9 protein-coding genes and 1 pseudogene are annotated in these 14122 nt (G+C 77.5%); 2 read left to right on the top strand and 8 right to left on the bottom strand.

Features of this window, described 5'->3' with window-relative positions:
- Positions 1 to 52: 52 nt before the first annotated feature.
- From ACRYR7_RS19470 to ACRYR7_RS19460, 3 genes are all read right to left on the bottom strand, one after another.
- Complete coding sequence (locus tag ACRYR7_RS19470; RefSeq protein WP_432573769.1) at positions 53 to 286, bottom strand: hypothetical protein; 234 nt, start codon at positions 284 to 286, stop codon at positions 53 to 55.
- A gap of 111 nt (positions 287 to 397) precedes the next feature.
- A complete protein-coding gene (locus tag ACRYR7_RS19465) occupies positions 398 to 3487 on the bottom strand; it encodes a bifunctional [glutamine synthetase] adenylyltransferase/[glutamine synthetase]-adenylyl-L-tyrosine phosphorylase (RefSeq protein WP_432573768.1) in 3090 nt (1029 codons plus the stop codon).
- On the bottom strand, positions 3484 to 4827 hold the full coding sequence (locus ACRYR7_RS19460; protein WP_432573771.1) for a glutamine synthetase family protein: 1344 nt from the start codon (positions 4825 to 4827) through the stop codon (positions 3484 to 3486). Before ACRYR7_RS19460 ends, ACRYR7_RS19465 begins: the two co-directional genes overlap by 4 nt.
- Positions 4828 to 4996: 169 nt before the next feature.
- Here ACRYR7_RS19460 and ACRYR7_RS19455 point away from each other — a divergent pair, with 169 nt between their 5' ends.
- Together ACRYR7_RS19455 and panB are read left to right on the top strand one after the other, a co-directional pair.
- Positions 4997 to 6811, top strand: a complete 1815-nt coding sequence (locus ACRYR7_RS19455) for an NAD+ synthase (protein ID WP_432573767.1) — start codon at positions 4997 to 4999, stop codon at positions 6809 to 6811.
- Complete coding sequence (gene panB, locus ACRYR7_RS19450) at positions 6733 to 7629, top strand: 3-methyl-2-oxobutanoate hydroxymethyltransferase (protein ID WP_432573770.1); 897 nt, start codon at positions 6733 to 6735, stop codon at positions 7627 to 7629. The genes ACRYR7_RS19455 and panB overlap by 79 nt, the downstream gene beginning before the upstream one ends.
- Here the strand turns inward: panB and ACRYR7_RS19445 are convergent.
- The 5 genes and pseudogenes from ACRYR7_RS19445 to ACRYR7_RS19425 form a co-directional block, all read right to left on the bottom strand.
- Positions 7575 to 8510: an HAD family hydrolase gene (locus ACRYR7_RS19445; RefSeq protein ID WP_432573766.1), complete on the bottom strand. Its 936-nt coding sequence runs from the start codon at positions 8508 to 8510 to the stop codon at positions 7575 to 7577. The genes panB and ACRYR7_RS19445 overlap by 55 nt on opposite strands.
- A pseudogene (locus ACRYR7_RS19440) lies at positions 8507 to 11112 on the bottom strand (phosphoribosyltransferase domain-containing protein). The gene ACRYR7_RS19445 and the pseudogene ACRYR7_RS19440 overlap by 4 nt, the downstream one beginning before the upstream one ends.
- A complete protein-coding gene (locus tag ACRYR7_RS19435) occupies positions 11109 to 12347 on the bottom strand; it encodes an HpcH/HpaI aldolase/citrate lyase family protein (RefSeq protein WP_432573765.1) in 1239 nt (412 codons plus the stop codon). Before ACRYR7_RS19435 ends, ACRYR7_RS19440 begins: the two are co-directional and overlap by 4 nt.
- Before the next feature lie 72 nt (positions 12348 to 12419).
- Positions 12420 to 12998, bottom strand: a complete 579-nt coding sequence (locus tag ACRYR7_RS19430) for a TerD family protein (protein ID WP_432573764.1) — start codon at positions 12996 to 12998, stop codon at positions 12420 to 12422.
- Positions 12999 to 13056: 58 nt separating this feature from the next.
- Positions 13057 to 13998 carry a hypothetical protein gene (locus ACRYR7_RS19425; protein ID WP_432573763.1) on the bottom strand — a complete coding sequence of 314 codons (942 nt, stop codon included), beginning with the start codon at positions 13996 to 13998 and terminating at the stop codon, positions 13057 to 13059.
- Between the last annotated feature and the right edge of the window lie 124 nt (positions 13999 to 14122).

The following is a 14122-nucleotide window of genomic DNA, read 5'->3' as shown; positions in this document are numbered from 1 at the left end:
GCCCCGGTGCCCGGCGGGGGCACCGGGGCGCTGACCGCGGAGCGGGGTTCCCTCAGGCGCGGCCCTCGTTGTGCGGCTCGATGCTCGCCGCGGTGTCCACGTCCTCGTCGGCGGCGGGCTGGACCGGCCCGTCGCTGGGCTGCGAGCCGCTGCCGGCGGCCGTGTTGCGCGACGAGCGCTCGGGGTCGTCGACACCGGTGGCCGTGGGGGCCTGGCCGACGCGCTTGGCCGCGTCACCGCTGCCGACGTCCTCCAGCTCGACGTCCTGGTCGGGGTTCTCGCTCACGTGCGGTCCTTCCTGTGGCCGGACGAGCACCGCGGGAGCGGCGTCACCGGCCCCCTACCCCCCGTCGCCGCGGATCATGCGGCCGGACCGGCACCCGGGTCGACGCCCCGGTCAGCGCCCGTAGAAGACGCGTTCGACGACGGCGCGGCAGCGGCGGGTGGTGCGCAGGTACAGCTCCTCGAACTCCGCCGCCGAGCCGGGCTCGAACCCGAAGAGCCGGGCCACGCCGTCCAGGTCACGCACGTGCGTGGGCAGCGAGTCGCCCGGCTTGCCGCGCCACAGCGCCACCGCGTTGCGCGCGCGCGAGGCCAGCGTCCAGGCGCCCACGAGGACCTCGGCGTCGGCGGCGTCGAGCACCCCGGCGCGCACCGCGCCGCTGAGGGCGCCGACGGTGGAGGTGGTGCGCAGCCCCTCGTGCTCGCCGGCGTGGCGCAGCTGCAGCAGCTGCGCGGTCCACTCCACGTCCGAGGTGCCGCCGCGGCCGAGCTTGAGGTGGCGCAGCGGGTCCGCCCCGCGCGGCAGCCGCTCGGCCTCCACGCGGGCCTTGATGCGGCGCACCTCGCGCACGTCGGCCTCGGAGAGCCCCCCGACGGGCCAGCGCAGCGGGTCCACCAGGGCGAGGAACTCCTCCCCCAGGTCCGCGTCGCCGGCCACCGGGCGCGCGCGCAGCAGCGCCTGCGCCTCCCAGGGCTGCGACCAGCGCTCGTAGTAGGCGCGGTAGCTGGACAGCGAGCGCACCAGGGGCCCGTTGCGCCCCTCCGGGCGCAGGTCGGCGTCCACCTCCAGCGCCGGCTCGGGCCCCGGGGCGCCGAGCTGGCGGCGCAGCTCGGCGACGACCTCGGTGGCGGCGCGCTGCGCCTCGCCCTCGGCGGCGCCGGGGAGCGGGGCGTGCACGAACAGCACGTCGGCGTCGCTGCCGTAGCCGGTCTCGGCGCCGCCGAGGCGACCCATGCCCACCACGAGCAGGCGGGTGGGCAGCGGCGCGCCGGTGCGCTCGGCCACTGCGTGCGCGCTGACCCGCAGCGCCACGTCGAGCACGGCCTGGTCGGCGTCGGCCAGCGCCCGGCCCACGCCGGCGAGGTCGCGGGCGCCGACGAGGTCGGCCACGACGGTGCGGAACAGCTCGCGCCGGCGCACCCCGCGGGCGGCCTGCACGGCGGTGGACGGCTCGGCCCGGCGGGCGGCGGCCGCGGCGGCGTCGGCGATGACCTCGGAGACGTCGTAGGGCGCCAGCCGCTCGTCGTCGGCGAAGACGGCCACCGCCTCGGGGCTCTTCATGAGCAGGTCCACCGGCAGCCGCGCGGCCGACAGGACCGAGGCCAGCCGCTCGGCGGCGGCGCCGGAGTCCCGCAGCATCGTCAGGTACCACTGGGTGCCGGCCAGCGCCTCGGACACCCGCCGGTACGCCAGCAGCCCGGCGTCGGGGTCGGCGCCGTCGGCGAACCAGGCGAGCATCACCGGCAGCAGGGTGCGCTGGATGCTGGCGCGGCGGCTGACGCCGGAGGTGAGGGCCTCCAGGTGGCGCAGCGCGCCGGCGGGGTCGCGGTAGCCCAGGGCGGCCAGGCGGGCGCGGGCGGCCTCGGGGCTGAGCTGGGCGTCCAGGCGCGCGTCGGCGCTGGACAGGCGGGCCACCGCGCTCAGCAGCGGGCGGTAGAAGAGCTTCTCGTGCAGCCGGCGCACGTCGCGCCGGGTGCCGCGCCACACGTCGTCCAGCCCGGCGACGGGGTCCCCGCGCAGGCCCAGGGAGCGCCCCAGGCGGCGCAGGTCCGCCTCGGCGGTGGGCAGCACGTGGGTGCGGCGCAGCCGGTGCAGCTGGATGCGGTGCTCCAGCGAGCGCAGCAGCCGGTAGTCGCGGTCCAGCTCGCCGGCGTCGTGGCGGCCGACGTAGCCGTACGCGGCCAGGGCGTCCAGGGCCTCCAGGGTGTTGGCGCTGCGGCGCAGCCGCTCGTCGGTGCGCCCGTGCACCATCTGCAGGAGCTGGATGGAGAACTCCACGTCGCGCAGGCCGCCGCTGCCCAGCTTCAGCTGGCGCTCGGCCTCCTTGGAGGGGATGAGGGCCTCCACGCGCCGGCGCATGGCCTGCACGTCCTCCACGAAGCCCTCGCGCTCGCCGGCGCTCCAGACCATCGGCGCGATGCCGCGCACGTAGTCGCGGCCCAGCGCGAGGTCGCCGGCGACGGGGCGGGCCTTGAGCAGCGCCTGGAACTCCCACGTCTTGGCCCAGCGGCGGTAGTACTCCAGGTGGCTGTCCAGGGTGCGCACCAGCGGGCCCTGCTTGCCCTCCGGGCGCAGGGCGGCGTCGACCTCCCACAGCGAGCCCTCGGCGGTGGGGGCGGAGCAGATGCGCTGCAGCGCGGCGGCGAGCTTGGCGCCGGCGCGCAGCGCGGCGTCCTCGTCGGCGCCCTCGACGGCCTCGGCGACGTAGACGACGTCGACGTCGGAGAGGTAGTTCAGCTCCCGCCCGCCGGTCTTGCCCATGCCGATGACGGCCAGGCGGCACTCCGCCCCGCCGCCGGGCACCTCGGCGCGCGCCAGCGCCAGGGCGGTCTCCAGCGCCGCGGCGGCCAGGTCGGCCAGCTCCGCGGAGGTCTCGTGCAGCACGGCGGTGGGGTCGGCGGCGGCCAGGTCGCGCCCGGCCAGGCCCACCAGGCGGCGGCGGTAGGCCACCCGCAGCGCCTCGGCGCCGGGGGTGCCGGCGGCGGCCGGCTCGGCGACGGGCACGGGCGCGGCGGGGTCGGCGCCCACGGCGCGCAGCAGCTCCGCGCGCAGCTCGCCGGGGTCGGGGGCGGTGCCGGAGACCAGCACCGTCCAGTGCCCGGGGTGGCGCACGAGGTGGTCGCCCAGGGCCACGGAGCCGCCGAGCACGGCCAGCAGCCGGGCACGGGTGCCCGGCCCGGCGTCCGGGTCGTCCCCGCGCAGCAGGTCCCGCCCGCGCGCGGCGGGCGCGCCGCCGAGCACCGCCAGCGCCTCCGCCCAGCGCACCAGGCCCAGCAGCGCCTGGTCGGGGTCGGCGGTGCGGCCCAGGGCGCGCACCAGGGAGGTGGTGACCGCGTCGTCCAGCGGCTCGCCGTCGCCGCCGACGCGCACGACGCCGGCCAGCGCGGCGTCGCGCAGCAGCCGCAGGCCCCGGGCGGGGTCGGTGAACCCCGCCCGGGCCAGCTGCGCGGTGGCGCTGGTGCGGCGCCCGGGCGCGCTGCTCACAGCAGGGGCAGGTAGCGCTGCAGCTCGAACGGGGTGACCTGCGCGCGGTAGTCGGACCACTCGGCCCGCTTGTTGCGCAGGAAGAAGTCGAACACGCCCTCGCCGAGGGCCTCGGCGACCAGCTCGGAGCGCTCCATGACGGCGATGGCGTGCTCCAGGCTCTGCGGCAGCGGCTCGATGCCCATGGAGCGGCGCTCGGCGTCGGTGAGCGACCACACGTCGTCCTCGGCGCCGTCGGGCAGGTCGTAGCCCTCCTCGATCCCCTTCAGGCCGGCGCTGAGCAGCAGCGCGAAGGCGAGGTAGGGGTTGCACGAGGAGTCCAGCGCCCGGTACTCCACCCGCACGGACTGCGCCTTGCTGGGCTTGTACATGGGCACGCGCACCAGCGCGGAGCGGTTGTTGTGGCCCCAGCTGACGTAGCTGGGGGCCTCGCCGCCGCCCCACAGGCGCTTGTAGGAGTTGACGAACTGGTTCGTCACCGCGGTGATCTCGGCGGCGTGGCGCAGGATGCCGGCGATGAACTGCCGGCCGGTGCGCGAGAGCTGGTACTCCGCGCCGGCCTCGTAGAAGGCGTTGGCGTCGCCGTCGAAGAGCGAGAGGTGGGTGTGCATGCCGGAGCCGGGCTGCCCCTCCAGGGGCTTGGGCATGAAGCTGGCGTACAGCCCCATCTCGCCGGCGACCTCCTTGAGGACCGTGCGGAACGTCATGACGTTGTCCGCGGTCGTCAGGGCGTCGGCGTAGCGCAGGTCGATCTCGTTCTGGCCCGGGCCGCCCTCGTGGTGGCTGAACTCCACGGAGATGCCCATGCTCTCCAGCACGGAGATGGCCTCGCGGCGGAAGTCGGTGGTGGTGCCGCCGGGGTGGTTGTCGAAGTAGCCGACGTAGTCCACCGGCTCGGGCACCGCGCCGCGCTGCAGGGGCCCCTTGAAGAGGTAGAACTCGATCTCGGGGTGCGTGTAGAAGGTGTAGCCGTGCTGGGCGGCGCGGTCCAGGGCGCGCTTGAGCACGTTGCGCGGGTCCGAGCGCGCCGGCTGCCCGTCGGGCGTGAGGATGTCGCAGAAGATGCGCGCGGTGCCCTGGTGGTCGTCGGTGGTGCGCCAGGGCAGCACCTGGAAGGTCGAGGGCTCGGGCTTGAGGAGCATGTCCGACTCGGACACGCGCGAGAGGCCCTCGATGGCGGAGCCGTCGAAGCCGATGCCCTCCCCGAAGGCGCCCTCGAGCTCGGCCGGCGCGATGGCCACCGACTTCAGCGTCCCGATGACGTCGGTGAACCACAACCGGACGAAGCGGATGTCCCGCTCCTCCAGCGTGCGCAGCACGAACTCCTGCTGGCGGTCCATCGCCACCCTTCCCGTCGTGGTCCGTCGGGGCCGCCGGCGGTCGTCGGCTCCCTGGGCCGCCCATCCTCCCCCATGCGGGCCCCGCGGTGCGCGGGTGCCCGGCGGCGCGGGGCGCGGGGGTCGGCCACCGGCCTGACGGGCCGCGCGCGCTCCTCACTAGGGTGGCGCCATGCCTCAGCTGCGGGTGGCCATGGCGCAGGTCGACACCACCGTCGGGGACCTCGACGCCAACGTGCGCGCGGTGCGCGAGTGGGCCCGCCGCGCGGCGGGCGAGGGCGCGCACCTGGCGCTCTTCCCGGAGACCGCCGTGACCGGCTACCCGGTGGAGGACCTGGCGCTGCGCCGCTCCTTCGTGGACGCCTCCAAGCGCGCGGTGGGCCGGCTGGCGGCGGAGCTGGCCGACGACGGCCTCGGCGAGCTCGTCGTAGTGGTCGGCTACGTGGACCGCGCACCCGAGCGCGAGCGCGGCGCCCGGCGCCCGGGCGGGCCGGCCGGCGGGCGCGACCTGCCGCAGAACTGCGCGGCGGTGCTGCACCGCGGCCGGGTGGCGGCCCGCTACGCCAAGCACCACCTGCCCAACTACGGCGTCTTCGACGAGCACCGCATCTTCGTGCCCGGCGAGGAGCTGCTCGTGGTGCGGGTGCGCGGCGTGGACGTGGCCGTGGTGATCTGCGAGGACCTGTGGCAGGACGGCGGGCCGGTGCAGGTGGCCGGCGACGCCGGGGCCGGGCTGCTGGCGGTGCTCAACGCCTCCCCCTACGAGCGCAACAAGGACGACGTGCGCCTGGAGCTGGCCGCCCGGCGCGCCGCGGAGGCCGGGTGCCCCGTCGCGTACGTCAACGCCGTCGGCGGGCAGGACGAGCTGGTCTTCGACGGCGACTCCCTGGTGGTGGACGCCGGCGGGCGGGTGCTGGCGCGCGGGCCGCAGTTCACCGAGGCCCTGGTGGTGGCGGACCTGGAGCTGGCGGCGGCGGACACCTCCCCGGACTGGAAGGGCGCGGTGCAGCGCGTCACCGTCGCCGAGGCGCCCGTGGAGGCGTACGAGCCGCGCCCGGCCGTGGTGCACGAGCCGCTGCCGGACGTCGCCGACGTGCACGCCGCCCTGGTGCTGGGCCTGCGCGACTACGTGCGCAAGAACGGCTTCCGCTCCGTCGTCGTGGCCGTCTCCGGCGGGATCGACTCCGCACTGGTGGCCTCCCTGGCGTGCGACGCGATCGGGCCGGAGAACGTGGTGGGCGTCTCGCTGCCCTCGGCGTACTCCTCGCAGCACTCGCGCGACGACGCCGAGGAGCTGGCGCGCCGCTGCGGGTTCGAGCTGCGGCGCTTCTCGATCGCCCCGGTGGTCGAGGCGTTCCTGGCCACGGTGCCGCTGACGGGCGTGGCGGAGGAGAACCTGCAGGCGCGGGTGCGCGGCACGACCCTGATGGGCCTGGCCAACCAGGAGGGGCACCTGGCGCTGGCGACGAGCAACAAGAGCGAGCTGGCGGTGGGCTACTCCACCCTGTACGGCGACTCCGTCGGCGGTTTCGCGCCGCTGAAGGACGTGCCCAAGACCCTGGTGCAGGAGCTGTCGCGCTGGCGCAACGCCACCGCCGCCGCGCGCGGGGAGCAGCCGCCGATCCCGGAGAGCACCCTGACCAAGCCGCCCTCGGCGGAGCTGCGCCCGGGCCAGACCGACCAGGACTCCCTGCCGCCGTACGAGGTGCTCGACGCGATCCTGGAGGACTACGTCGAGGGCGACCTCGGCCGGGCGGAGATGCTCGAGCAGGGTTTCGACGCGAACCTGGTGGACTCGGTGGTCACGCTGGTGGACCGCGCGGAGTGGAAGCGCCGGCAGTTCGCGCCGGGCACGAAGATCTCCTACAAGGCGTTCGGGCGGGACCGCCGCCTGCCGGTCTCCAGCCGCTGGCGCGAGCCGGCGGCGGGCCCGGGGCTGGCTCCCCCGGTGGTCCCCGACCGGGCCGCGCGGGAGGTGCTGAAGTGAGCTACGCCAGCGAGGCGCCCGCCCCCCGCCGCCGCACGCGGGTGCACCACCTGCAGCAGATGAAGGAGCGCGGCGAGCGGTGGGCGATGCTCACCAGCTACGACGTGCTGAGCGCCGCGGTCTTCGACGAGGCCGGCATCCCCGTCCTGCTGGTGGGCGACTCGGCGGCGAACACGGTGCTGGGCATGCCCAGCACGCTGGGGATCTCGCTGGAGGACCTGCTGCCGATGGTGCGCGCGGTGGTGCGCGGCGCCCCGCACGCCCTGGTGGTGGCGGACCTGCCGTTCGGCACCTACGAGGCCTCCGACGCCCTGGCGGTGGCCTCGGGGGTGCGGCTGTTGAAGGAGGGCGGCGCGCACGCGGTGAAGCTGGAGGGCGGGGTGCGCAGCGCCTCGCGGGTGCGGGCGCTGGTGGACGCCGGGGTGCCCGTCATGGGGCACGTGGGGTTCACCCCGCAGGCCGAGCACGCCCTGGGCGGCTACCGGGTGCAGGGTCGAGGCGACGCCGCCGGGGCGCTGCTCGAGGACGCGCGCGCTCTCGAGCGGGCCGGGGCGTTCTCGGTGGTGCTGGAGATGGTGCCCGCGGACGTCGCCGAGCGGGTCACGCGCGAGCTGGCGGTGCCCACCGTCGGCATCGGCGCGGGCCCCGGCTGCGACGCGCAGGTGCTGGTGTGGCAGGACCTCGCCGGGCTGTCCGAGCGCACCGCGCGCTTCGTCAAGCGGTACGCGGACCTGCGCGCCGTGCTGGGCGACGCGGCGCGCGCCTACGCCGAGGACGTGCGCGGGGGCACCTTCCCCGGGCCCGAGCACTCCTTCTGAGCCGGCACCAGACCCGACGCCGAGCCCGGCGCCACCGCCGCCAGCAGCCAGCGGGCGGTCTCCTCCCCCGCCGCCGCGCCGGAGGACGCCAACAGCCGCACCCGCGGGTGCTCCCACCCGGAGCGGAACAGCTCGCCGTGCCCGGGGCGCACCGCGGCGCGCGCGGCCGCCAGCAGGTCCGCGTCCAGCAGGGAGTCCCCGGCGGCCACGGACCCGGCGAACCCGCCGCGGCGCACCACCTCCGCCACCGCCGCCGACTTCGTCAGGGGCCGCGGCACCGCGTACAGCTTGCGGCCCTGCAGGGACACCGCGTACCCCCAGCCGTCCAGCAGGACGGTCAGGTCGCCCAGCAGCGGGCCCTCCAGCGCCGCGCGCTGCCCGTCGCGCAGCACCGCGTAGCAGAACAGCCCCGGCACGTCGCGCACCGCCGGTCCCTCCGAGCCGGGCACCGCGGCGTGCGCGGCGGCCACGGCCCGCGCCACCTCGGCGTGCACCCGCTCCAGCGGCGCGCAGCCGGCCAGCCGGGCGCGCACCCGGGCCGTCCACGCCTCGTCCGGTGCGCCGTCGACGAGGATCACGCCGCCGTTCGCGCACACCGCCAGGTGCGGGGGGCGGTGCGGCCAGCGGATGCGCAGGTACTGCTCCGCGGTGCGCGTCGTCGCCGGCACGAACGCCCCCGAGGCCACCAGCGCGCCCAGCAGCTCCCAGGCCGCGGGCGTCACCCAGGAGATCGTGCGCCCGTCGTACTCCTCCACCGGCACCAGGCCCGCCACGTCCACCTCGGCCGAGCGCCGGGAGAACACCAGTGTCTGGTCCAGGTCGCTGGCCGCCAGCAGCCGCTGCGCGCCGGGCACCGCCGCCGCGCCCGCCGCGGCCGTCACCGCGCCACCCGCGCCGCCCGCGCCGCGGGGGCGTGCGCGCTGCGGCCGTCGGCGCCGCTGGCGCCGCGCGTGAAGCGCGGGTGGACCAGGCCGATCGCGCTGTAGGCCAGGCCGGGCACCTCCTGCACGGGCACGCCGCGCTGCCCGGCCAGCAGGTGCAGGTGCGCCAGGTCGTCGGGGTGCTCCAGCTCCGCGGCCGGGCGCACCAGCACCCGCCACGGCACCCGCCGCAGCAGCACCCGCGTGGTCTCGCCCACCCCGGGCTTGACGAGGTTGACGTCGCCGATGCCGAACTCCGCGGAGACCTCCTCCACCTGCGCCCACCCGGCGAACGTCGGGGTGCGCTCGCCGGCGCGCACCGCGGCCAGCGCCGCCGGGACGTCGGCGGCCACCTCGTCGAAGCGCTGCGCCACGACGTCGAGGAAGCGGCGCGAGACGTCCGCGCCGGCCAGGTCGGCGTAGAACTTCGCGCCGTGGAAGCGGCCCGGGCCGATGAGCCGGTCGTTGAGCACGGTGCGGCTGACCAGGCCGGAGACGGTGGAGTTCAGGCACGCCGAGGGCACGAGGTAGTCCTGCCGGCTGCCGAAGGTGCGCACGCACGAGCCCGGGTCGGTGAGCACCGCCAGGTCCGGGGAGAAGCCCCGCCCCCCGGCGGCCGCCAGCGCCCCGGCCAGCTCGCGGGCGATGGCGCCCTTGCCGGTCCAGGCGTCGACGAACACCACCCGCGCCGGGTCGTGGTGCTCGGCCAGCCAGCGCAGCGCCAGGGCGTCCAGGCCCCGGCCGCGCACGATGGACACCGCGTAGTGCGGCCAGCGCGCGCCCGAGCGCGCCGCCCAGCGGCGGAGCAGCACCCCCACCGGTGTGCCCGCGCGCGCCAGGGACGCCAGCACGAGGTCCTCGCCGCGCTCGGCGCGCAGCAGCTCGGCGACCACCGCGACGCCCAGGGCGACGCGGCGGGCGCTGCGGTGCAGGGCGGCCTCGAACAGCGCCCGGTACTCCTCGCCGGGCACGTACTCCACCGGCAGCGACTCCGCGTAGTGGGCGCCGCCGGACTGCACGGCCTCCTCGCGCTCCTCCGCCGGCGCCTCCAGCGCCACCCTCGACAGGTCGGTGAGCAGCCAGCCGACCTCGTCGGCGGCGTAGCTGGAGAACGCCGGGCCCCGCAGGGGCTCGGGCAGGGCGGTGCTCACGGGGTCCGGCTCCAGACGTCGGCGGGCAGGGTGACCAGGTGCAGGCGCCCGGCCAGCGGGGCGAGCGCGGCCGCCGCACCGTCGGGGGCGCCCAGCGCGGCGGGGTCGGAGGCGGAGTCCATGACGAGGACGAGGTCGTCCCAGCGCGGCCCGCCCGGCGCGGTGCGGTCGGCGTTGTGGGCGTAGCGCGCCCCGGGGCCGTCCACGGCCGGGTCGTGGCTGGTGAAGGCGACCGAGGAGCGCACCGCGTAGCCCTCGGCGTCGAGAGCCAGGACCGGTGAGCGCGTGGTGGAGGAGAAGCGCACCTGCCCCGGCAGCCGGCGGGTCAGCTCCAGCGCCAGCAGCAGCGGCGCGTGCATCAGCTCCTCGCTGGCCAGCACCAGCACGTCGCCGCCCAGCCGCGCGGCGAGCGCGTCGGCGGCGGCCGCGGCCGCCTGCGCGGCGGCGGCGGCGTGGCCGGGCCCGGTGCCGAAGCGGGCCGTGGTGGGCACGTGCGCCGGCCACGGCACCACCGCCTCGACCTCCGGGCCGGGGACGGGCAGCGCGCGCGGGACCACCGGCGCGGTGCGCGCCGCCAGCGCCGCCCCCCGCTCCAGCACGCCCCCGGGCAGGTGCACGCTCCCGGCGGCCAGCGCCACGACGTCCACGCGGGCGCCCAGCTCGCCGGCCAGCTCGTCCAGGCGCGCGCGGTCGGCGGGCGAGCGCACGTCCACCAGCCCGGCCACGACGTAGCGCTCGCGCGGGGTCAGGGCGTGCAGGGCCCGCAGGGTGTTCGCCACGGTGCGGCCGGTGGACAGCTCGTCGTCGACGAGGACCAGCGGTGCCGCCGGGTCGCCGAGCCGCGCCAGCACGGCCGGGTCCGCGGGCAGCAGCTGGTGGCCGGTGGCGTGCGAGTGCTCCTCCTCGAAGCCGGCGTACCCGGCGGCGCCGGGCACCGCGCGGCGGGTGGAGTGCAGGTGCGCCGCGCCCAGGGCGTCGGCGACGGCCTGCCCCAGGCCGGTGGCGGTCTCGGCGTAGCCGACCACGAGCGCCGCGGGCACGGCGGCGGTGGCGACGGCCGCCTCGAGGGCGGTGAGCACCCGCGCCGCGGCGGCCCCGGCCCCGGCGCCGCCGGCGGGGTCCAGCGCGGCGCGCCAGTCCGCCGGGTCCGCCCCCGGGCCCGGCGCGGCGCCCAGGGCGCCCGCGGCGAGCGCGCCCAGGCGCAGCCCGGCGGCGCGCACCAGGCGCGGGTCGGTGGGCACGTGCTTGCCGAGCACCGTGGAGACCAGCAGGTGCGCGCGGCGCGGGTTGCGGCGCAGCGCCAGGCCCAGCAGCGCGCGCACGTCCAGCCCGTCCGCGCCGGGCGGGCCGGTCAGCTCCACGCCCAGGTGCTCGCCCACCCACGCGCCGGGCCAGGCGGGCGCCGCCCTCACGCGCGCACCGCCGCGTCCCCGGCGTCCCCGGCGTCCCCGGGCGCGGCGAACGCCTGCCAGGCGTCGTCCTGCGCGCGCAGCAGGTGCGCGTAGGAGACGTGCTCGCGGGCCACGCCGAAGGCGCGGGCGCGGGCCAGGACCCGCTCGGCCCACGGCCGGTGCGGCCCGGCCTCGTTCATCTTGTTGCGGTAGCTGGAGGCCATCACCCCGCCGGCGGCCTGCGCCAGCACGTCGGAGGCGTCGCAGTGGTCCTCGTGCGTGACCACCGACATCGCGTGCACGACGGCCACGTGCGAGGGGTGGATGACCGTCTTGCCCTGCAGGCCGTTGACGCGGTCCAGCTCCAGCTCGCGCACCAGGCCGTCGAGGTCCTCGGCGATGAGCTGCTCGCGCAGCTCCTCGGCGCCGGAGCCGGCGAACGGGCCGGCCGACAGGGTGGTGCGGAAGACCCGCTCGCCGGAGGTGAAGTGCTCCCACACCGGGGCGGTGATGGGGTAGCCGCTGCCGTCGGCGCGCCCCAGGACGTTGATGACGTCGCCCAGGACGTCGGCGACGACCCGCACGTCCCACACCGTCGCCCCGCGCGGGCGGCGCAGGCCGTAGGCGGCCGACAGGTCGGTGGCCCCGGTGCGCACCGCGAGCACGAGGTCGCGGTGGGCGTCCAGGACGTCGCGCACGGCGAACAGCGCCTCGCGGCGGGTGTCGAGGTGGGCGATGTCGCGGCTCTCCAGCACGGGCATCGCCCACAGCCGCCGGCCGGCCAGGTCCGAGGCGCGCCGCACCGCGTCCATCCAGCGCTGCGGGGAGGGCCGGCCGGTGCCGCCGAACTTCGGCAGCACGAAGCCCTGCAGGCAGTCCAGGCCCACCCCGCTGCGCTCGACGACGGTGAGCAGCTGCTCGGGGGTGCGCGCGCGCAGGAACAGCATCAGCGGCGGCCCGCCGGCCCACTCCGGGCGGCGGGCCAGGTCCGCCAGCTCCCGCACGAGGGTCTCCTCCGCCCGCCCGACGAGGTCGTCGGGCACGGAGTCCTCCAGGCAGGCGACCGCGCTGAGCACCCCGCGCCGGACCAGGCGCAGCAGGTCGCCGGCCAGGCGCTCGCGCGTGGCGGGGCAGTACAGCGTGGCGCCGAGCGCGACGGCGAGCTCGTCGCGCCCGGCGCTGAGGTCCACCGGCTGCGGCGGGTGCAGGAAGAGCGCGTCGGTGCGCGCGGGGTCGAGCTCGGCGAAGTGGCGCACGTCGGCGCTCGTCCTCCCGTCGGGTTGGAGAGGTGGGCGGGTCGGAGGGGGCGGGGGCCGGGGCGGGGCCGGTCAGAGGTGCGGGGTGATCGCCGGCAGCAGGTCGCGGAAGGTGCGCCCGGAGGCGACCTGGCCCAGGGCGGTCATCGCCCAGCCGGAGCCCTCGCGGCTGAGCTTGGCCATGACCTGCGCGGTGTGGCTGCCGGAGCCGGTCAGCTCGTAGCGCGCCAGCTCCACCGCCTGCGGCTGGGCGGTGTCCAGCAGGCGGCAGTAGGCGTTCTGCACGGAGGAGAAGTCCTGGCCGGTGAAGCTGTTCACGGTGAAGACCAGGGTGGTGACCCGCGCGGGCACCGCAGGCAGGTCCACGACGATGACCTCGTCGTCGCCCTCGCCCTCGCCGGTGAGGTTGTCGCCGGTGTGGGTCACCGAGCCGTCCTTGCTGCGCAGCTGCTGGAACCACGCGGTGTCCACCAGCTGGCCGGAGGCGTCGAACATCAGGCAGGAGGCGTCCAGGTCCACGTCGATGGACTTCTTGCGGCCCAGGAAGCCCTTGGCGACGGCGTCCCAGCCCAGCCCCATGGAGACGCGGGTGAGCTGCCCGCCGCCGGACTTGCTCAGCGACAGCTTCTGGCCCTTGGTGAGGTCGACCACGTGCGTGCTCCTTCTCGATCGGTGCTCTCGGTCGGTGCGCCCGGCGGCGCCGGGTCGCTCAGGTGGTGCGCGGCAGGGTGCCGTCGGGGGTCCAGGCGATGTCGTCGAAGCCGTAGGCCTCGGCGACCTCGCGCTGCGGACCGATGAAGAACTCGTTCTCGCGGCGCACCACCAGGTCGCCGCCCACGTCGTGGATCGAGACCAGCGCACAGGTGCGCGCCCCGGCGGGTGCACCCGTGGCCCGCGCCTGCAGGCGCGAGCCGTCGCGCCGGCGCAGGGTCAGGCGCGGGGCGAGCGCCGCGTAGTCCGGCGGCTCGGGGCGCACCGCGTAGACGTACAGCACCAGCCGGCGCAGCAGGTCCAGGTGGCGGGTGTCCACGAGGAGCTCCTCGCCGTCCTCGGTGCGCGCACCCATGCGCAGCACCTGGCGGGCGCCGTAGCCGGGCGCGGCCAGCAGGTCCCCCAGCGACTGCACCAGGCCGTCGCGGCGCTCGCGCGTCTGCCACAGGCACCCCAGGTGCAGGTCCGTGGAGCGGCGCACCCCGGAGGCGGTCACCCGCGGTTCCCACTGCAGCAGCACCCGCAGGGTGCCGGAGCCGCGCTCGGCGGCCGGCACGCGCGCGACGGGCCGCTCGTCGTCGAGGACGAGCAGCTCCTCCGAGCGCCGGGCCAGCCCGACGGCGGCGACCGGTGCGGGCGGTGCCGGTGGTGCGGGTGGCGCCGCTGCCGCCCGGGTGGGCGGCGCGGCCGGCGGGGCCGGCCGGGTCTCCGGTCGCGGCGCGGGGGCCGGGCCCGGGGCGGGCGAGGGGCGCGCAGCGGGCCGCGGGGCCGGCGCGGGGGCGGGGCGGGCGCCGGCCGCCGGCGCGGCGGGCGCCGCGGGCGGGACCGGGCGCGCCGGGCGCGGGCTCAGGTGGTCGGCCAGCGTGCGCGTGCTGCGCCGCGGACCCGGCCGGCCCAGGAAGTTGTGCACCTCCGCGGCCGGCCGATCGTCGCGCACCACCGGTCCCTCCCCCGTGCTCCCGGCGCGCCGCGCGCGCCCGTCCCCCGCTGCGTCCCCCGGGGCCGGGGGGGGGGGGCCGGCGCGCCGGGGCCCGGGTTTTTTTTGTTTTTTTTTGTTTTATTTT

It is taken from the genome of Kineococcus gurbantunggutensis (assembly GCF_050871925.1).
GTDB lineage: Bacteria > Actinomycetota > Actinomycetes > Actinomycetales > Kineococcaceae > Kineococcus.
This window is presented reverse-complemented; position numbering and strand designations above follow the sequence as displayed.